Annotated in this window: 17 protein-coding genes and 3 pseudogenes; 13 read left to right on the forward strand and 7 right to left on the reverse strand. The window is 60.9% G+C overall.

All coding sequences use genetic code 11. The features are described from left to right. Positions 1 to 22: 22 nt before the first annotated feature. From metG to ACZ5M5_RS23825, 8 genes and pseudogenes are all read left to right on the forward strand, one after another. A complete protein-coding gene (metG, locus tag ACZ5M5_RS23790) occupies positions 23 to 2,068 on the forward strand; it encodes a methionine--tRNA ligase (RefSeq protein ID WP_060740950.1) in 2,046 nt (681 codons plus the stop codon). 131 nt (positions 2,069 to 2,199) lie between these two features. Next, positions 2,200 to 2,771 (forward strand): annotated as a pseudogene (locus ACZ5M5_RS23795) (Rnf-Nqr domain containing protein). Continuing rightward, entirely contained in the window at positions 2,768 to 3,781 is a 1,014-nt protein-coding gene (gene rsxB / locus ACZ5M5_RS23800) for an electron transport complex subunit RsxB (protein ID WP_060740948.1), read from the forward strand. Before ACZ5M5_RS23795 ends, rsxB begins: the two are co-directional and overlap by 4 nt. Continuing rightward, the gene (locus ACZ5M5_RS23805; protein WP_060740947.1) at positions 3,768 to 4,748 is read left to right on the forward strand and encodes an RnfABCDGE type electron transport complex subunit D; all 981 of its coding nucleotides are present in this window, start codon (positions 3,768 to 3,770) and stop codon (positions 4,746 to 4,748) included. Before rsxB ends, ACZ5M5_RS23805 begins: the two co-directional genes overlap by 14 nt. Then, positions 4,745 to 5,353: an RnfABCDGE type electron transport complex subunit G gene (locus ACZ5M5_RS23810; RefSeq protein ID WP_464738073.1), complete on the forward strand. Its 609-nt coding sequence runs from the start codon at positions 4,745 to 4,747 to the stop codon at positions 5,351 to 5,353. The genes ACZ5M5_RS23805 and ACZ5M5_RS23810 overlap by 4 nt, the downstream gene beginning before the upstream one ends. Next, positions 5,346 to 5,878, forward strand: a pseudogene (locus ACZ5M5_RS23815) (Rnf-Nqr domain containing protein). The gene ACZ5M5_RS23810 and the pseudogene ACZ5M5_RS23815 overlap by 8 nt, the downstream one beginning before the upstream one ends. Further along, a complete protein-coding gene (gene nth / locus ACZ5M5_RS23820; protein ID WP_053124528.1) occupies positions 5,875 to 6,513 on the forward strand; it encodes an endonuclease III in 639 nt (212 codons plus the stop codon). The pseudogene ACZ5M5_RS23815 and the gene nth overlap by 4 nt, the downstream one beginning before the upstream one ends. A gap of 107 nt (positions 6,514 to 6,620) precedes the next feature. Beyond that, complete coding sequence (locus ACZ5M5_RS23825; RefSeq protein ID WP_060740943.1) at positions 6,621 to 6,806, forward strand: PA3496 family putative envelope integrity protein; 186 nt, start codon at positions 6,621 to 6,623, stop codon at positions 6,804 to 6,806. A gap of 54 nt (positions 6,807 to 6,860) precedes the next feature. Here ACZ5M5_RS23825 and ACZ5M5_RS23830 read toward each other — a convergent pair whose 3' ends face one another. Beyond that, positions 6,861 to 7,487: a response regulator transcription factor gene (locus ACZ5M5_RS23830; protein ID WP_053124532.1), complete on the reverse strand. Its 627-nt coding sequence runs from the start codon at positions 7,485 to 7,487 to the stop codon at positions 6,861 to 6,863. Between the two features lie 466 nt (positions 7,488 to 7,953). On the opposite strand from ACZ5M5_RS23830, the pseudogene ACZ5M5_RS23835 reads away from it, so the two are divergent. Next, a pseudogene (locus ACZ5M5_RS23835) lies at positions 7,954 to 8,211 on the forward strand (hypothetical protein); the annotation flags it as partial. A 328-nt stretch (positions 8,212 to 8,539) separates the two neighbouring features. Here ACZ5M5_RS23835 and ACZ5M5_RS23840 read toward each other — a convergent pair. Continuing rightward, positions 8,540 to 9,757, reverse strand: coding sequence for an argininosuccinate synthase (locus ACZ5M5_RS23840; protein WP_003204943.1), 1,218 nt, complete (start codon positions 9,755 to 9,757; stop codon positions 8,540 to 8,542). A gap of 128 nt (positions 9,758 to 9,885) precedes the next feature. Beyond that, positions 9,886 to 10,875 carry a flagellar protein MotY gene (locus ACZ5M5_RS23845; RefSeq protein WP_464738074.1) on the reverse strand — a complete coding sequence of 330 codons (990 nt, stop codon included), beginning with the start codon at positions 10,873 to 10,875 and terminating at the stop codon, positions 9,886 to 9,888. 192 nt (positions 10,876 to 11,067) lie between these two features. Here ACZ5M5_RS23845 and pyrC point away from each other — a divergent pair, with 192 nt between their 5' ends. Continuing rightward, positions 11,068 to 12,114 carry a dihydroorotase gene (gene pyrC, locus ACZ5M5_RS23850; RefSeq protein WP_060740940.1) on the forward strand — a complete coding sequence of 349 codons (1,047 nt, stop codon included), beginning with the start codon at positions 11,068 to 11,070 and terminating at the stop codon, positions 12,112 to 12,114. Continuing rightward, on the forward strand, positions 12,111 to 12,788 hold the full coding sequence (gene rnt, locus ACZ5M5_RS23855) for a ribonuclease T (RefSeq protein WP_003204947.1): 678 nt from the start codon (positions 12,111 to 12,113) through the stop codon (positions 12,786 to 12,788). Before pyrC ends, rnt begins: the two co-directional genes overlap by 4 nt. Before the next feature lie 222 nt (positions 12,789 to 13,010). On the opposite strand, the gene ACZ5M5_RS23860 is transcribed toward rnt, so the two are convergent. Then, positions 13,011 to 13,613, reverse strand: a complete 603-nt coding sequence (locus ACZ5M5_RS23860) for a peroxiredoxin (protein WP_003204949.1) — start codon at positions 13,611 to 13,613, stop codon at positions 13,011 to 13,013. A 316-nt stretch (positions 13,614 to 13,929) separates the two neighbouring features. Here ACZ5M5_RS23860 and ACZ5M5_RS23865 point away from each other — a divergent pair, with 316 nt between their 5' ends. Next, a complete protein-coding gene (locus ACZ5M5_RS23865; RefSeq protein ID WP_003178704.1) occupies positions 13,930 to 14,148 on the forward strand; it encodes a bacterioferritin-associated ferredoxin in 219 nt (72 codons plus the stop codon). 198 nt (positions 14,149 to 14,346) lie between these two features. Then, positions 14,347 to 14,820 carry a bacterioferritin gene (gene bfr, locus ACZ5M5_RS23870; protein ID WP_003178701.1) on the forward strand — a complete coding sequence of 158 codons (474 nt, stop codon included), beginning with the start codon at positions 14,347 to 14,349 and terminating at the stop codon, positions 14,818 to 14,820. A gap of 231 nt (positions 14,821 to 15,051) precedes the next feature. Here bfr and grxD read toward each other — a convergent pair whose 3' ends face one another. From grxD to ACZ5M5_RS23885, 3 genes are all read right to left on the reverse strand, one after another. Next, positions 15,052 to 15,393 carry a Grx4 family monothiol glutaredoxin gene (grxD, locus tag ACZ5M5_RS23875; RefSeq protein WP_060740939.1) on the reverse strand — a complete coding sequence of 114 codons (342 nt, stop codon included), beginning with the start codon at positions 15,391 to 15,393 and terminating at the stop codon, positions 15,052 to 15,054. Between the two features lie 89 nt (positions 15,394 to 15,482). Beyond that, positions 15,483 to 17,591 carry a molybdopterin oxidoreductase family protein gene (locus ACZ5M5_RS23880; protein ID WP_464738075.1) on the reverse strand — a complete coding sequence of 703 codons (2,109 nt, stop codon included), beginning with the start codon at positions 17,589 to 17,591 and terminating at the stop codon, positions 15,483 to 15,485. 131 nt (positions 17,592 to 17,722) lie between these two features. Next, positions 17,723 to 18,010 (reverse strand): hypothetical protein, encoded by a 288-nt coding sequence (locus tag ACZ5M5_RS23885; protein ID WP_060740937.1) that lies wholly within the window; start codon positions 18,008 to 18,010, stop codon positions 17,723 to 17,725. Between the last annotated feature and the right edge of the window lie 52 nt (positions 18,011 to 18,062).

Here is an 18,062-nt window from a genome sequence, read left to right on the forward strand (position 1 = left end):
TTTCATCAAGTAGCCGAGCCCCATGTCCGAGCCACGCAAGATTCTCGTCACCAGCGCCCTGCCCTATGCCAATGGTTCGATTCACCTCGGCCATATGCTGGAATACATCCAGACCGATATGTGGACGCGCTTCCAGAAACATCGCGGCAACCAGTGCATCTATGTCTGCGCCGACGACGCCCACGGTTCGGCCATCATGCTGCGCGCGGAAAAGGAAGGCATCACCCCGGAGCAACTGATCGCCAACGTCCAGGCCGAACACAGCGCCGACTTTGCCGAGTTCCTGGTGGACTTCGACAACTTCCACTCCACTCACGCCGAAGAAAACCGTGAGCTGTCGAGCCAGATCTACCTGAAGCTGCGTGACGCCGGGCACATCGCCACCCGTTCGGTCACCCAGTATTTCGACCCGGAAAAGAACATGTTCCTGGCCGACCGCTTCATCAAGGGCACCTGCCCGAAATGCGGCACCGAAGACCAGTACGGCGACAACTGCGAAAAATGCGGCGCCACCTACGCACCGACCGACCTGAAAGACCCGAAATCGGCGATTTCCGGCGCCACCCCGGTGCTCAGGGACTCCCAGCATTTCTTCTTCAAGCTGCCGGATTTCCAGGAAATGCTGCAAACCTGGACCCGCAGCGGCACGTTGCACGACGCGGTGGCCAACAAGCTCGCCGAATGGCTCGACTCCGGCCTGCAAGAGTGGGACATCTCCCGCGATGCGCCGTACTTCGGCTTCGAAATCCCCGGCGAGCCCGGCAAGTATTTCTACGTGTGGCTGGATGCGCCCATCGGCTACATGGCGAGCTTCAAGAACCTTTGCGACCGCACGCCTGAGCTGGACTTCGACGCGTTCTGGGGCAAGGACTCCACAGCCGAGGTGTATCACTTCATCGGCAAGGACATCGTCAACTTCCATGCGCTGTTCTGGCCCGCCATGCTCGAAGGCGCCGGTTTCCGCAAGCCGACCGGCATCAACGTCCACGGCTACCTGACCGTCAATGGCCAGAAGATGTCCAAGTCCCGCGGCACCTTCATCAAGGCCCGGACCTACCTGGACCACCTGTCGCCGGAATACCTGCGCTACTACTACGCGTCCAAGCTCGGCCGCGGCGTCGACGACCTGGACCTGAACCTCGAAGACTTCGTGCAGAAGGTCAACTCCGACCTGGTGGGCAAGGTCGTCAACATTGCCAGCCGTTGCGCCGGGTTCATCCACAAGGGCAACGCCGGGGTCCTGGTCGCCGGTAACGCCGCGCCGGAACTGACCGACGCTTTCCTGGCGGCGGCACCCAGCATCGCCGACGCCTACGAGAGCCGCGACTTTGCCCGCGCCATGCGCGAAATCATGGCCCTGGCCGACCGCGCCAATGCCTGGATCGCCGACAAGGCCCCGTGGTCGCTGGCCAAGCAGGAAGGCAAGCAGGACGAAGTCCAGGCCATCTGCGCCTTGGGCATCAACCTGTTCCGCCAGTTGGTGATCTTCCTCAAGCCGGTACTGCCGTTGCTGGCCGCTGATGCCGAAGCGTTCCTGAACGTCGCGCCGCTGACCTGGAACGACCACCAGACACTGCTGAGCAACCATCAACTGAACGCATTCAAGCCGTTGATGACCCGTATCGATGCCACCAAGGTCCAAGCCATGATCGACGCCTCCAAGGAAGACCTGGCCGCCAGCCAGACCGACACCGGCGGCCCGACCGGCAACGGTGAGTTGACCAAGGATCCGTTGTCGCCGGAAATCGACTTCGACGCTTTCGCCGCCGTTGACCTGCGCGTGGCGCTGATCCTCAAGGCCGAGGCCGTCGAAGGGGCCGACAAGCTGCTGCGCCTGACCCTGGACATCGGCGATGAGCAACGCAACGTGTTCTCCGGCATCAAGAGTGCCTACCCGGACCCGGCCAAGCTCGAAGGTCGGTTGACGATGATGATCGCCAACCTCAAGCCGCGCAAAATGCGCTTCGGCATCTCCGAAGGCATGGTGATGGCGGCAGGCCCCGGTGGCGAGGAAATCTACCTGTTGAGCCCTGACAGCGGCGCCAAGCCGGGCCAGCGGATCAAGTAACGCGACCGCGTGCTGCACCGATCCCACAGTCGCCTTGCAGGTGGCTGTGGGATTTTCATATCTGGCCCGCACTCCCGGCGTGCCGGATAATGCCTAATCTTGTAACAGGCCCTTTGTTCGCCCACACGCCCATGACCGAAATCGTCCTCACGCTGTTCAGCGCTGCCCTGATCAACAACCTGGTGTTGCATTGGCCGCTGGGCGTCGATCCGCTGCTGGCGGCCAACGGCAGAAGACAGGTGCACGCCCTGGGCCTGGCAACGGCGTGCCTGATGCTGATCGTCGGCACCCTGGGTTATCTGGTCGATCATGGGGTGCTCGTGCCAACCAATCTGACATTCCTGCGCCTGTTGGTCTGGCTGTCCTTGAGCATCTTGCTGATCGGGCCGTTGCTGCGCCTGCTGACACGCTGGCTGCCCGCAATGCCGTTCGATGGATTGTGGCCGCTGCTGCTCGGCAATGCCGGCATCCTGGGCGTCACGCTGCTCAACGGCCAGGAAGACCGAGGCCTGGGCCACGCCGTGGCGCTGAGCCTGGGGCCGGGCTGGGCTTCTGGCTGGTGCTGGGCCTGTTCGACGATCTGCGCCAGCGCACCTTCAATCACGCTATTCCCTTGCCCTTCAGGGGCCTGCCAATACAGTTGATCAGCGCCGGACTGATGGCGGTGGCCTTTCTCGGATTGCGCGGGCTGGTCAAAACATGAGCCTGATTCAACGTATCGACGCCCTGTTGCCGCAGACCCAATGCGGCAAATGCGGTCACCCCGGGTGCAAGCCCTACGCCGAAGGCATCGCCCAGGGCGAGCCGATCAACAAATGCCCGCCCGGCGGACGCGAAACCATCGCGGCCCTGGCCGAGCTGATGAAAATACCAGTGCTGGAACTGGACACCAGCCGCGGCGTGGCTCCGGCGCAAATCGCCTTCATCCGCGAAGCCGAATGCATCGGCTGCACCAAGTGCATCCAGGCCTGTCCGGTGGACGCGATTGTCGGCGCGGCCAAGCTGATGCACACCGTCCTCATCGACGAATGCACCGGCTGCGACCTGTGCGTGGCGCCCTGCCCGGTCGACTGCATCGAAATGCGGCCCCTGCCGACGGCAAGCGTGTTGCCGATTGTCGGCGGCCTGGCCTTCAGCGCCGCCGAGCAACAGGCGCGAACGGCCAAGCGCAACCACGCCCGGCGCCGCTTCGAACAACGCAATGCGCGCCTGCGCCGCGAAGAAGAACAGCGCCAGGCGGAGCGCTTGGCCCGTACCCAGCGCGCGGCCCAGGCCAAGGAACCGGAACAGCCGCTCGATCCCGTACAAGCCGCACTGGAACGCGTGCGCGCGCAAAAAGCCGCCACCGCCGATGCCGCCTTGAAAAAAGCCAAGGTTGACCTGGCCATGAGCCGGGCGCAGTTGAACAAATCCTTGAAAGCGTTCGGCCATCCGCCAACCTTCGAGCAGCAGTCGCAACTGATCCTGCTGCAACGCCAGTTCGAAGCGGCCGAGCAGGCCCTGAGCCAACTGGAAAACGCCGCACCCGCGATCACGCCAGCCCCGGCTCCGGCACAAAGCGCCGAACTGAAGCGGGCCAAGATCCAACTGGCGATGCGCCGCGCCGAACTCAGCAAAGCCCGTACGGCAGCGGCATCGGATGAACAACTGCAGGCGTTGGAGCAAGCGGTGAAGGATGCCGAGCGCCAGGTGGACGTCCATGCCGCTTCCTGACACCGTGGACGAACGGCTGCGGCCCGCGATGACGCGGGTGTTGCTGGCGACACTGCCCGGCGTGCTGGCGTTGCTGTGGTTCCAGGGCTGGGGCGTGGTACTCAACCTGCTGTTGTCCGGCCTCACCGCGCTGGCGGTCGAAGCGTTGGTGCTGCGTTTGCGCCGCCGGCCGCTCAAACCCGAACTGAACGATGGCAGCGCGCTGGTCAGTGCCACGCTGCTGGCCCTGGCCTTGCCGGCGTATTGCCCCTGGTGGCTGACCGTCACCGCGGCCGCCTGCGCCTTGCTGTTCGGCAAGCACCTGTGGGGCGGCGTCGGCAGCAACCCGTTCAACCCGGCGATGCTCGGCTATGCCCTGGTCCTGGTGGCGTTTCCCGCCCATATGAGTCCCGCGCCCCACGGTTTGGGCCTGCTTGAAGGCTTGCAACAGGTGTTCGGCACTCATCCGACGCCCGACGCCTGGGCCGGGGCCACCGCGCTGGACAGCCTGCGAACCAACACGAGCCTGACCATCGATGAACTGTTCGCCAGCGATCCGGCGTTCGGGCGTTTCGGTGGCCGCGGTGCCGAATGGGTCAATCTGGCGTTCCTGGCGGGAGGTCTGTTTCTGTTGCAGCAACGGGTGTTCAGCTGGCATGCGCCGGTGGGCCTGCTGGGGAGCCTGTTTATCGTCAGCCTGCTGTGCTGGAACGGGTCGGGGTCCGATTCCCATGGCTCACCGCTGTTTCATCTGTTCAGCGGCGCAACCATGCTCGGCGCGTTTTTTATCGCGACCGAACCGGTCTCGGGCGCCAAGGCCCCTCTCGCCCGCCTGCTGTTTGGCGCGGGCATGGGGCTGCTGGTCTACCTGATCCGCACCTGGGGCGGCTACCCGGATGGCGTAGCGTTCGCGGTGTTGCTGATGAACCTCGGCGTGCCGGCACTGGACCGGTTTGCCGAGGCGCGACAACGGCGGCCACTGACATGAAGAATCCCGGCGGCGTGGCAATCCTGATCCTGTTGATCGGCCTCGGTTGCAGTGCCACTTACCTCACACACCTCGGCACCGCCGGGCGCATCGAGACCCAGCGGCAAGCGCTGGCGAACAGGACAATGCTTGAGGTGCTGCCCACCGGCCTCTACGACAATCAGCCATTGGCGCACCCCGTTCTCACCGCCCCGGAGACCTTGACCCATAGCTCGCTGCTGGGCGGTTATCTGGCGACCCGCAATGGCCAGCCCAGCGCCGTGCTGCTGCGTAGCCAGGCACCGGGCTATGAGGGCAGCATCGAATTGCTGGTCGCCATCGATCCACAGGGCCGGCTGCTGGGCGTCAAGACGCTGCGCCAAGCCGAAACTCCCGGGTTGGGCGCGGCGATTGCCGGCTGGCCGAACACCTGGATGCAGGTTTTCACCGGCAAATCACGCCAGGCGCCTGACGACAGCGGCTGGGCCCTGAAGAAGGACCAGGGACAGTTCGATCAACTGGCCGGCGCAACGGTGACATCCCGGGCGGTGCTCCAAGCGGTTCACGACGCGTTGCGTTACTTCGACGAGCACAAGGCTCAGTTGGGAGTGCCTGCCAATGAATAGGCCATGGGGCCTGACACACGGCCTGCTGCTCGTCCCACTGGTGGGCGCCAGCGATTCGCTGATGGGCGCACTGGTGCTATGGCTGGCCTGGGCCTTGATGTTCTTCTGCCAGGGCTTGGCGATGGGGTGTGTCCGACAACGCCTGACAACCGCGCAACAACTGCTCGCCGCCATCGTGCTGGCCGCTACCCTGACCACCTGCATAGGTTTTGTCATCCAGGCCTGGGCATTGGAACTGTATCGACCGCTGGGGCTTTACCTGGGCTGGATCGCCTTGAGCTGCGTGGCGCTGGAGCATGCGGGTTTCTTCGTTGAGTCTCGCTTGCCTGGACGCCTCAGGCTGGCTGGGGCGTTCGGTCTCTTGATGGTCAGCCTGGGCACCCTGCGTGAGCTGATCGGCAGCGGCCTCCCCTGGCCTTGCTCGCCCCGGGCGGGTTCATTCTGCTCGGCCTGCTACTGGCGGCCCGACAGGCCTGGACGGCAGCCAAATCCCCTTCAACCACCGAGGAAACGCCGCGCCCATGAACGCCGCAAAACGCCTGGAAATATTCCGTCGCTTTCACGAGGACAACCCGGAACCGAAAACCGAACTGGCCTATTCCTCGCCGTTCGAATTGCTGATCGCGGTCATCCTGTCGGCCCAGTCCACCGACGTCGGCGTCAACAAGGCCACGGCTAAATTGTTCCCGGTCGCCAACACCCCGGAGGCGATCTACGCCCTGGGCGTCGAAGGGTTGTCCGAGTACATCAAGACCATCGGCCTGTTCAACAGCAAGGCCAAAAACGTGATCGAAACCTGCCGCCTGCTGATCGAGCGCCACGGCAGTGAGATCCCCCAGACCCGTGAAGCGCTGGAAGCCCTTCCAGGCGTCGGCCGCAAGACCGCCAACGTCGTGCTCAATACCGCGTTTCGGCAGTTGACCATGGCGGTCGACACCCACATTTTCCGCGTCAGCAACCGTACCGGGCTGGCCCCCGGCAAAAACGTGGTGGAGGTGGAGAAGAAGCTGATGAAGTTTGTCCCCAAGGAATACCTGCTGGACTCCCATCACTGGCTCATCCTCCATGGGCGCTACGTCTGCCTGGCGCGCAAGCCCCGCTGCGGCAGCTGCCGAATCGAAGATTTATGCGAATACAAGCACAAGACCTCGGACGATTGAGGCGCTATTGCTTTTATCGATCTATCGATTGAAAAAATCTTTTTTACCCGCCCGTGGTTTATCGATATAAGGAGCGCCAATGGCAGTCTTAGCCTGGAGTCGAACCCATGAGTGCTGGCAAAGAACAACTGGATGTAGAAGACGAATTCATCGCCGCTGAGGCCGACGACGGTGAACCTGCGGTCGTGCCGGAAGTAGCGAAAACCAACCTGAGCAAGCGCCGCACCATCGATAACCTGCTGGAAGAGCGTCGTTTACAGAAGCAACTGGCCGATTACGACTTTGACCTCTGACACGTAAAAGCCTCCCTGATGGAGGCTTTTTACTGAGTACGCGTGACAGCAGCCTCACACCAACCCATTACGCTGCGCCAGCTCGATCAGGTCGACCAGCGAACGGGCATTGAGCTTCAATAACAGACGGGTCTTGTAAGTACTGACGGTCTTGTTGCTCAAGAACATTCCATCGGCGATTTCCTTGTTGGTCTTGCCGCGCGCCAGTTGCTGCAAGACCATCATCTCCCGCCCCGACAACCGATCGACCATATCGGACTCACTGGCATTACCCAGGCTCGATCGCACCGTATGCAATGCCTGGTTGGGAAAGTAACTGTAGCCGGACAGTACTGCCTTGATTGCACTTAATAATTCAGTAAGGTCCTGTTGCTTGCAGACATACCCGGCCGCCCCTGTCTGCATGCAACGCATTGAAAAATGCCCAGGCGCCTGGGAAGTCAGTACCAATACCTTCATTGACGAAGGTATGGCCGTCAAACGGGCAATGACCTCCAACCCGTCCAGTTTCGGAATACCGATATCGAGAATGACGATATCGGGCATAAGTTCACGAGCAAGTTGTAACGCATCGACGCCGTTGTCGGTTTCGGCAACGACCTCATAACCATGACGCTCCATCAGCAAACGTACAGCAAGACGAATGACGGGATGATCATCCACGATCAGCACTTTATTCATGGGCAAATCCAACTTCGCTGTTCGAATTTTTAGAGCACGCACAATAGCCTAGTCATTTCTACCTTGGCATGCCGCCCCCCCTGACCGCTCGCACCGAGAGACAGATCCTACAAGCTATACAGAAAACTCCTACAAATCCCGCCGGGAAAAATGTGTCCTCAATTTTTTACAGAGAAGGACCGAGCGCCCTTGAGCATCCGTTACCCCTATGAATAATGCGCTCTTTCGCCGCCCTACCTGCTTGCGGACCGGTCATTGGAAAGCACTTTACTCATAAAGAGTAACTGAATTATTTACTGTTAAAACTGCCCCCCTCACTTCAGCAGCGGAAATTCCTATATAAGAGACGTTCAGGCACCCGATATAAAACATCGACAGCCCTGATTGTTTTAGCGACACCTTATTAGCCACCGATATTATTTTTTCCAAACCACTCACGAGCATGAATATTCCATGAGCATTAACCATGAACAAACCTTTGAAGACCATCACCAACCCCATGACCCTTATCGCCATATTCGCAACTTTATCCGAAACGTCCGCGGCTGTTTCCCTGCCTTTTCTGGATGATCAGGACCGTGAGTATTACCTCTGGTTCCTGATCAGCTTCCCCTTCTATTTATTGCTGCTTTTTTTCATCACCCTCAACTTCAATTATCGTTCCTTGTATTCACCTTCGGATTTTCGCAAGAGCAAGCACTTCATAAAGACCATGGATGACGCGACCTGTCGGCGCAAACGAATGCTACGTCGGGCGGGCAAGGACCACCGGCGGCGACTGATAGGTCTTCATCGCCCCAGGCATGAACCGCCGGACACCTTTTGCATCCTGTGCCGCCAATCCCGTCGCCTGAGCGAAACTTGCCAACCTGAGCATTTGAAGCACGCCGGCATCGTCGTGTACGTCATTTACCACCACGCAGACCTTGCAACCCACGGGCAGGATGGATGAGCCATCAGGAGACAGTGCTGCAGACAAGAGGCTGCCCTTGCAAAACAGAGGGCAAAAAAAACGGCCTGCTCAAGGCAGGCCGTTTTTTATATCGCCAGGGTCAGAACAGCTTGCGACCCTTGTTCGCCGCGATGCGCATGCGCAGGGCGTTGAGCTTGATGAAGCCGGCCGCGTCGGCCTGGTTGTAGGCACCGCCGTCTTCTTCGAAGGTCGCGATGTTGGCGTCGAACAGCGACTCGTCCGACTTACGCCCGGTGACGATCACGTTGCCCTTGTACAGCTTCAGGCGTACCACGCCATTCACATGAGCCTGGGAGGCGTCGATCATCTGCTGCAGCATCAGACGCTCAGGGCTCCACCAGTAGCCGGTGTAGATCAGGCTGGCGTACTTGGGCATCAGCTCGTCCTTGAGGTGAGCCACTTCGCGGTCCAGGGTGATCGATTCGATCGCCCGGTGAGCGCGCAGCATGATGGTGCCACCCGGGGTTTCGTAGCAGCCGCGGGACTTCATGCCGACATAGCGGTTCTCGACGATGTCCAGACGACCGATGCCGTGTTCGCCGCCGATGCGGTTCAGGGTCGCCAGCACGGTGGCCGGGCTCATTTCCACGCCGTCCAGGGCGACGATATCGCCATTGCGATAGGTCAGCTCCAGGTATTGCGGGGTATCCGGGGCCTTCTCGGGGGAGACGGTCCAGCGCCACATGTCTTCTTCGTGCTCGGTCCAGGTGTCTTCCAGCACGCCGCCTTCATAGGAGATGTGCAGCAGGTTGGCGTCCATCGAGTACGGGGATTTCTTCTTGCCGTGACGCTCGATTGGAATCGCGTGCTTCTCGGCGTAGTCCATCAGTTTTTCACGGGACAGCAAGTCCCATTCACGCCACGGGGCGATGACTTTCACGCCCGGCTTGAGGGCATAGGCGCCCAGCTCGAAACGCACCTGGTCGTTGCCTTTGCCGGTAGCGCCGTGGGAAATGGCATCGGCGCCGGTTTCGTTGGCGATTTCGATCAGGCGCTTGGCAATCAACGGACGGGCGATGGACGTACCCAGCAGGTACTCGCCTTCGTAAACGGTGTTGGCGCGGAACATCGGGAACACGAAGTCGCGGACGAACTCTTCGCGCAGGTCATCGATGTAGATCTCTTTGACGCCCATGGCCTGGGCCTTGGCGCGTGCAGGCTCGACTTCCTCGCCCTGCCCCAGGTCAGCGGTGAAGGTCACCACTTCGCAGTTATAAGTGTCCTGCAGCCACTTGAGGATCACCGAAGTGTCCAGGCCGCCGGAATACGCCAGAACGACCTTGTTTACGTCCGCCATGCCATCACTCCACGGGTTGTACGGAAAGCCGTGAAGTCTAACGTCCAGCGCGGATAATTTACAGGGGCGCGACAGCTTATGACGACGAAGCGACAGATTATGTCGAGCGCGCGACGGTCAAAACCGAATCAGGAGGTCCGCGCGGTCGTCCCGACGGGCGTGGGTGCCGGTGTCTTGGCCGGTGCAGCGGTGGGCGCCGGCGCTTTGGCAGGGGGCGCAGCGGGTGCAGGCTGCGCGGCGGCGGGCTGGGGTGCCGGTGCTTCGCTAGCCGCCACGCGCTCGAGGCGCACGACCACCCGACGGTTCTTGGCCCGGTTGGCGGCGTTGGTGTTGGGCACCAGGGGATAACGTTCGCCGTGGAAGCGCAGGGTAATCTGCGACTCCTGGAAACCATTGGCCTTGAAGAAATCCTGGACCGCCAGGGCCCGGCGGCGCGACAGCTCGCGGTTGGTCAGGCGATTGCCGCTGTTGTCGGAGTGACCGTCAAGCTCGACATGATTGACGCTCGGATCGGCCTTGATGAAGTCGAGCATCACCTGCAACTGGGCCTTGGCATGGGCATCGAGTTCGACTTCTTCGCCGGGGAAGCCGATCTGGGTCTGCTTCACCTGCTCGAAATTCTTCGGCAACAACTTGGCCACACAGCTCTGATAATCGCCGAAGGCTTTATTGAAACGCACCGGCAGCAACCGGACTTCCGACACTCGACCGTCCTCGGTGTTACGCCGTACCACAGGGCTACGACCGTCCATCAGCCCACTGATCAAGCGTCCGGCCTGGACCTGGGAGCTGTTGAACAATACATCGCCACTGCCAATGCTGACCGAGCCCAGGTTGATATCGCCGCGCCCCGGTTGCCACGGTGCGGCGGCCGCCAGCAAGGTGGCCGAACCGCCGCCCAGCATCGGGTTATAGCTCTTGAGGCGGAACGTGGCCTGTTCGCCCGCCCGGCGCACGAACTCGCCACTGCCGAAATCGGTGATCGGCTGGCTCAGCCGGCACTCGAACTTGTCGCCTTCGACCGCCCACTCAATGCTCTCCAGACGGGTCTGGAAAGTGAGCGCCATGGCGGGAAGGCTGGCAAACACACTGAGCAAGGCTAGATAACGCTGGCGCACGGGAGGCTCCACTGACTTTTATACAAAGATCGACGCATGCTTGAGGGCATGACGCCTGTCCGGGGCACTGCACGGATTCGTGGCACACCTGTAGGAGCTATCGGTAAGTTGTGGCAGAACTTGATAGCGGGTGCCTGAATCGGTCTTTTCCGGTAGCATTCCCCAGAGTTTGACCCGCCTGGAAGCCCCCTAATGTCCGACCGCCTGACCCTGCTGCGTCCCGACGACTGGCATATTCATCTTCGCGATGGTGCTGTGTTGACCCATACCGTCGCCGATGTCGCGCGCACCTTCGGGCGCGCAATCATCATGCCTAACCTGGTTCCGCCCGTGCGCAACGCCGCCGAGGCCGATGGCTATCGCCAGCGTATCCTCGCCGCGCGCCCGGCTGGCAGCCGCTTCGAACCGCTGATGGTGCTTTACCTCACCGACCGCACCCAGCCCGAAGAGATTCGCGACGCCAAGGCCAGCGGTTTTGTCCATGCCGCCAAGCTGTATCCCGCCGGCGCGACGACCAACTCCGATTCCGGTGTCACCAGCATCGACAAGATCTTCCCGGCGCTGGAGGCCATGGCCGAAGTCGGCATGCCGTTGTTGATCCATGGTGAGGTTACCCGGGGCGACGTCGATGTGTTCGACCGCGAGAAAATCTTCATCGACGAACACATGCGCCGCGTCGTGGAGCGTTTCCCGACCCTCAAGGTGGTGTTCGAACACATCACCACCGGCGATGCCGTGCAGTTCGTCAACGAGGCCCCGGCCAACGTCGGCGCGACCATTACCGCCCACCACCTGCTGTACAACCGCAACCACATGCTGGTGGGCGGGATCCGGCCGCACTTCTATTGCCTGCCGATCCTCAAGCGCAATACCCACCAGGAAGCCTTGCTGGACGCCGCTACCAGCGGCAGCGCCAAGTTTTTCCTCGGCACCGACTCGGCACCCCACGCCCGTCACGCCAAGGAAGCGGCCTGCGGTTGCGCCGGTTGCTACACCGCCTATGCCGCCATCGAGATGTACGCCGAGGCGTTCGAACAGCGCAATGCGCTGGAAAAACTCGAAGGCTTCGCCAGCCTGCATGGCCCGCGCTTCTATGGCCTGCCGGTGAACACCGACCGTATTACCCTGGTCCGTGACGAATGGACCGCCCCTGTCAGCCTGCCCTTCGGCGAGCAGACCGTCATCCCGCTGCGCGCCGGTGAAAAACTGCGCTGGCGCCTGCTGGAGGAAAACGCGTGAGTGAAGATCATTTCGACGACGAACTGGACGGCAACGGTGGTTCGGGCGGCGCCCGTCACCCCATGGCCGCGCGGTTCCGTGGTTATCTGCCGGTCGTCGTCGATGTAGAAACCGGTGGTTTCAATTCCGCCACCGACGCCTTGCTGGAAATCGCCGCGACCACCATCGGCATGGACGAAAAAGGCTTTGTGTTCCCTGACCACACCTATTTCTTCCGTGTCGAACCGTTCGAAGGCGCCAACGTCGAAGCGGCGGCTTTGGAATTCACCGGGATCAAGCTCGATCACCCGTTGCGCATGGCAGTCAGCGAAGAAACGGCCCTGACCGACATCTTCCGTGGTGTGCGCAAGGCGCTCAAGGCCAACGGTTGCAAGCGCGCGATCCTGGTCGGCCACAACAGCAGCTTCGACCTGGGCTTCCTCAACGCCGCCGTCGCGCGCCTGGACATGAAGCGCAACCCGTTCCACCCGTTCTCCAGCTTCGACACCGCGACCCTGGCTGGCCTGGCGTATGGCCAGACCGTCCTGGCCAAGGCGTGCCAGGCAGCCGACATCGATTTCGATGGTCGTGAGGCGCACTCGGCCCGCTACGACACCGAGAAGACCGCCGAGCTGTTCTGCGGCATCGTCAACCGGTGGAAAGAGATGGGCGGCTGGCAGGATTTCGACGACTAAAGAGCAGAGCCAATGTGGGGCGGTGCCACTCTGTGGGAGCAAAGCTTGCTCGCGACACAGGCGACTCGGTTCTTGGAAGACCGCATCGCCGCCATCGCGGGCAAGCCTTGCTCCCACAGATAAATCCCCTCACCACAGGGTTCTGTGTTTCAGCCGACAAGTTTGGAACACCCATAAAAAAACCGGCCCATCGAGGGCCGGTTTTTTTATGCCTGGAGGCGCTTACAGCTTGTCGCTGTGCTCGCCCAGGTAAGCGGCAACGCCTTCAGGCGATGCGGTCATGCCCTTGTCGCCTTTTTTCCAGTTGGCCGGGCAGACTTCGCCGTGCTCTTCGTGGAATTGCAGCGCGTCGACCAGACGGATCAACTCTTCCATGTTACGGCCCAGCGGCAGGTCGTTGATGATCTGCGAACGGACAACGCCCTTGTCGTCGATCAGGAAGGCACCACGGAAGGCCACGCCGCCTTCGGACTCAACGTCGTAGGCCTTGGCGATTTCGTGCTTCATGTCGGCAGCCATGGTGTATTTCACCTGGCCGATACCGCCATTGTTGATCGGGGTGTTGCGCCAGGCGTTGTGAGTGAAGTGCGAGTCGATCGACACAGCGACCACTTCAACGTTGCGCGCCTTGAAATCATCCATGCGGTGATCCAGTGCGATCAGCTCGGACGGGCAGACGAAGGTGAAGTCCAGCGGATAGAAGAACACCAGGCCGTATTTGCCTTTGATGGCCGAGGACAGGGTGAAGCTGTCGACGATTTCGCCGTTGCCAAGCACGGCTGGCACGGTGAAGTCAGGGGCTTGTTTGCCTACGAGTACGCTCATTGGATATCTCCTGATGTAATTAGCGTGAAAACAAAGTCCGGGCCAGCCTGCCACCCTCAGGCGACAGCCCTGTGACACGAACCCGCTTGCAAGGGCCGACCATCATACACCGCGCATTTGGACTGTCTTCAACGGTTTTTCGGTGGTATCGAAAAATCGCCGCCCCGCTGCGTGCCGCCTTCGTTGCCCAAGGAAAAAACCGTTCGTCAGCCTGGCACCGCTCTGGCGCAAGACCTTGAGAAACCACTTTGACAATCATTCTCGTTAACATTAAGATCCGTCTCAATTGAGTCACAACCAGCGACGGTTCTCACTTATGTATGTATGCCTCTGCACTGGCGTCACCGACGGACAAATCCGCGAAGCGATCTATGAAGGTTGCTGCAGCTATCGCGAAGTCCGCCAGGCCACCGGCGTAGCCAGCCAATGCGGCAAATGTGCCTGCCTGGCCAAGGAAGTGGTGCGTGAAACCCTCGCCAAGGTGCAAACGGCACAGGCCTCGATCCCCTACCCGGTAGAATTTACTGCCGCGTAAAGACAGCTTTTCAAGGAACCGGACTCAATGTCCGGTTTTTTTATGCCTGTAAATCAAATGCTTAGCGTCCAGACGCGGAACACAAACATTCTTATTCCGATTAATTTTCATTTATTATTCAATAACTTAGGTTTGACACTGATAAATACGCGGCTCAAACTCTGCCCTATACACAGCTATTACAGGGCAGGCCTCATCATGAAAGGCGACATTACAGTCATCCAGCATCTCAACAAGATCCTTGCCAATGAGCTGGTCGCGATCAACCAATACTTCCTGCATGCGCGCATGTACGAGGATTGGGGCCTGAACAAGCTGGGCAAGCACGAGTACCACGAGTCCATCGACGAGATGAAACACGCGGACAAGCTGATCAAGCGCATCCTGTTTCTCGAAGGCCTGCCGAACGTCCAGGACCTGGGCAAGCTGCACATTGGCGAACACACCCGGGAAATGCTCGAGTGCGACCTGCGCATCGAGCGCACCGGCCACGCCGACCTGAAGGCCGCCATTGCCCATTGCGAAAGCGTTGGCGACTTCGGTAGCCGTGAACTGCTGGAAGACATCCTCGAATCCGAGGAAGAGCACATCGACTGGCTGGAAACCCAACTGGGCCTGATCGACAAAGTCGGTCTGGAGAACTACCTGCAATCGCAGATGGGCGAAGAGTAACCTTCCCCGGCAGCAGGCCACTAAAAAGCCCCGCCCTCTTTCGAGAGGCGGGGCTTTTTATTGCCTGGATTCTCCCAGGCCCTACTCAAAACCACTGTGGGAGCGAGCTTGCTCGCGATGGCGGTGGATCAGATATAAAAATGCTGACTGACACACCACTATCGCGAGCAAGCTCGCTCCCACAAGGTTTCCCGTTCACCACAACCGGCGTGGTGAACAGGCTTCCATGGATCAGGCTTCGGTCTTGTTCGCGGACGCTTTTTCTACCGCAGCCTTGATCGTGGCCTGCAAAGAACCGTCGGCGGCCATCTCGGTCATGATGTCGCTACCACCGACCAGCTCACCGCCCACCCACAATTGCGGGAAGGTTGGCCAGTTGGCGTACTTGGGCAGGTTGGCGCGGATTTCCGGGTTCTGCAGGATGTCCACGTAGGCAAACTTCTCGCCACACGCCATCACAGCCTGAGCAGCCTTGGCCGAGAAACCGCACTGTGGCGCGTTCGGCGAGCCTTTCATGTAAAGCAGGATGGTGTTGTTGGCAATCTGGTCTTTAATCGTTTCGATGATATCCACGGAGCACCTCGGCTTAAACTTTGCGACGTCAGTTGTCGACACGGTGGCGCATTGTAACGGAAAGCAGAACGTGCTGCTCAGAGACAATTTTACGCAGCCGCCACCTTCACCGGTACACCGTTGAGCGCCGCGTTGCCGGACAACTCATCGAGCTGGCAATCATCGGTCAGGTCATTGGCGCTGGATCCCGGCTGCCCACTGGCAATGGTCATCTGCACGCCCGGCCGGGCATGGCCCCAGCCGTGGGGCAGGCTGACCACGCCTTTCATCATGTCCAGGCTGCCCAGTACCTCGACTTCGATGGCCCCCACCCGCGAGCTGACCGTCACGCGCTGCCCGTCGGCAAGGCCTCGGGAGGCGAGGTCATCCGGGTGCATCAGTAATTGATGACGCGGCTTGCCCTTCACCAGTCGATGGAAGTTATGCATCCAGGAGTTGTTGCTGCGCACATGGCGGCGACCAATCATCAGCAACTCATCCGGTTCTGGCGCCTGCAACGCGGCAAAGCGCGCAAGGTCGGCAAGAATCACCGCCGGCGCGGCCTGCACCCGCTGGTTTTCGGTTTTCAAGCGCGGGGCCAGGTTGGGCTTGAGTGCGCCGAGGTCGATGCCATGGGGATGGTCGAACAAGGTCGCCAGAGACAGTTTGTGCGGCGAGGCGTCGCCATAGGCTCCGCTGCGCAGGCCAAGATCGATCATCTGCGCCGGCGGCATGGTCGGCTTGAGCTCTTTGCCGGTGTGGGCAGCGAAGGCCTTGGCCAGGCCGACAAAGATCTCCCAGTCGTGCAGCGCCCCCTCGGGCTTGGGCAGGATCGCCCGGTTGAAACGGGTCACGTTGCGCACCGCGAACAGGTTGAAGGTGGTGTCGTAATGATCGTTTTCCAGGGCCGAGGTCGAGGGCAGGATCAGGTCGGCGTAACGGGTGGTTTCGTTGATGTACAGATCGACACTGACCATGAACTCCAGCCCATCCAGGGCCTGCTCCAACTGCCGCCCGTTGGGTGTAGACAGCACCGGGTTGCCGGCCACGGTGACCAGCGCCCGAATCTGGCCTTCGCCCTCGGTCAGCATCTCCTCGGCCAGGGCCGACACCGGCAGCTCCCCTGCGTACTCGGGACGCCCGGAGACCCGGCTCTGCCAACGATTGAAATGCCCACCCGAGGTGGTCGCCACCAGGTCCACCGCCGGCTCGGTACACAGCGCACCGCCCACCCGATCCAGATTGCCGGTCACCAGGTTGATCACCTGGATCAGCCAGTGGCACAGCGTACCGAACGCCTGGGTCGACACCCCCATCCGCCCGTAGCACACCGCTGAAGGGGCGGCGGCGAAGTCCCGGGCCAATTGCCGGATCTGCGCGGCCGGCACCGCACAGAGCGGGCTCATTGCTTCAGCCGTGAAAGCAGCAACGGCCGCGCGCACCTCATCCAGGCCGTCCACCGGCAGGTGGCTGTCACGGGTCAGGCCTTCGCTGAACAGGGTATTGAGCAAGCCAAACAGCAGCGCGGCATCGCCACCGGGACGCACGAAGACATGCTGGTCGGCAATGGCCGCCGTTTCGCTGCGGCGCGGATCGACCACCACCACTTTGCCGCCACGGGCCTGGATCGCCTTGAGACGCTTCTCCACGTCCGGCACGGTCATGATGCTGCCGTTGGAGGCCAATGGGTTGCCGCCCAGGATCAGCATGAAGTCGGTGTGATCGATGTCCGGAATCGGCAGTAGCAAGCCGTGGCCGTACATCAGGTGGCTGGTCAGGTGATGGGGCAGTTGGTCCACCGAGGTTGCCGAGAAACGGCTGCGGGTCTTCAACAGGCCCAGGAAATAGTTGCTGTGGGTCATCAGCCCATAGTTATGCACGCTGGGGTTGCCCTGGTAGACCGCCACCGCGTTCTGGCCGTGGCGCGCCTGGATATCCGCCAGGCGCGCGGCCACCAATGCGAAGGCGTCGTCCCATGCGATGGGGTGCCATTCGTTGCCGATGCGCTGCATGGGTTGGCGCAGGCGGTCCGGATCGTTCTGGATATCCTGCAGGGCCACTGCCTTGGGGCAGATGTGACCGCGACTGAAGGTGTCCAGCGCATCGCCCTTGATCGAGGTGATCGCCAGGCCCTGGCCGTCGGTTTCGGTGGTTTCGAGGGTCAAGCCGCAAATGGCTTCACACAGATGGCACGCACGGTGGTGGAGAGTCTTGGTCATGGCCAGTCTCTGTTTTATTCGTGGCGGGCACTTTCGGCCGCGGGAACAAAACTATGGCCCGTGCTTCCCGGCAGCGCCAGCGACGTTCGTCCTGTGAATTGCCGGGCATCAGGCCCGCCGATGAAGTGCCATCAAGGGCCCTCGGGGGGCGGTGCCAGGAGTTGGATTTCCTCGACGGTTTCCACTTCCTCCTGGGCGATGGGCACACCGGTCAGTTCGCCAATCAATCGCCAATGCTCGTCGAGGCCGCTGCTGATCGTGGCCATGCGATCGATCATCCGGCGGCCTGCGGCCTTGGTCACTTCATCATCGCTGCGCAGCAATTCGAATGACATGGACGTCACCGATGCCGTCAGGTGGGTCAGCGAGCGTGCGGTCAGCCCCAGCAATTCCATCAATTGTCGCTCTTTCGAATCCATTTCGGGCTCCTGTGCCGCTGAGGCTCATTTATAACCCAGGCCTTTGCATTAG

The sequence above is a fragment of the Pseudomonas sp. Van50 genome (assembly GCF_055390755.1).

Excerpts from the sequence above, each read along its gene's own strand:
- metG (WP_060740950.1), top strand. The coding sequence starts at position 23 with ATGTCCGAGCCACGCAAGATTCTCGTCACCAGCGCCCTGCCCTATGCC.
- rsxB (WP_060740948.1), top strand. The coding sequence starts at position 2,768 with ATGAGCCTGATTCAACGTATCGACGCCCTGTTGCCGCAGACCCAATGC.
- ACZ5M5_RS23805 (WP_060740947.1), top strand. The coding sequence starts at position 3,768 with ATGCCGCTTCCTGACACCGTGGACGAACGGCTGCGGCCCGCGATGACG.
- ACZ5M5_RS23810 (WP_464738073.1), top strand. The coding sequence starts at position 4,745 with ATGAAGAATCCCGGCGGCGTGGCAATCCTGATCCTGTTGATCGGCCTC.
- nth (WP_053124528.1), top strand. The coding sequence starts at position 5,875 with ATGAACGCCGCAAAACGCCTGGAAATATTCCGTCGCTTTCACGAGGAC.
- ACZ5M5_RS23825 (WP_060740943.1), top strand. The coding sequence starts at position 6,621 with ATGAGTGCTGGCAAAGAACAACTGGATGTAGAAGACGAATTCATCGCC.
- ACZ5M5_RS23830 (WP_053124532.1), bottom strand. The coding sequence starts at position 7,487 with ATGAATAAAGTGCTGATCGTGGATGATCATCCCGTCATTCGTCTTGCT.
- ACZ5M5_RS23840 (WP_003204943.1), bottom strand. The coding sequence starts at position 9,757 with ATGGCGGACGTAAACAAGGTCGTTCTGGCGTATTCCGGCGGCCTGGAC.
- pyrC (WP_060740940.1), top strand. The coding sequence starts at position 11,068 with ATGTCCGACCGCCTGACCCTGCTGCGTCCCGACGACTGGCATATTCAT.
- ACZ5M5_RS23860 (WP_003204949.1), bottom strand. The coding sequence starts at position 13,613 with ATGAGCGTACTCGTAGGCAAACAAGCCCCTGACTTCACCGTGCCAGCC.
- ACZ5M5_RS23865 (WP_003178704.1), top strand. The coding sequence starts at position 13,930 with ATGTATGTATGCCTCTGCACTGGCGTCACCGACGGACAAATCCGCGAA.
- bfr (WP_003178701.1), top strand. The coding sequence starts at position 14,347 with ATGAAAGGCGACATTACAGTCATCCAGCATCTCAACAAGATCCTTGCC.
- ACZ5M5_RS23880 (WP_464738075.1), bottom strand. The coding sequence starts at position 17,591 with ATGACCAAGACTCTCCACCACCGTGCGTGCCATCTGTGTGAAGCCATT.
- ACZ5M5_RS23885 (WP_060740937.1), bottom strand. The coding sequence starts at position 18,010 with ATGGATTCGAAAGAGCGACAATTGATGGAATTGCTGGGGCTGACCGCA.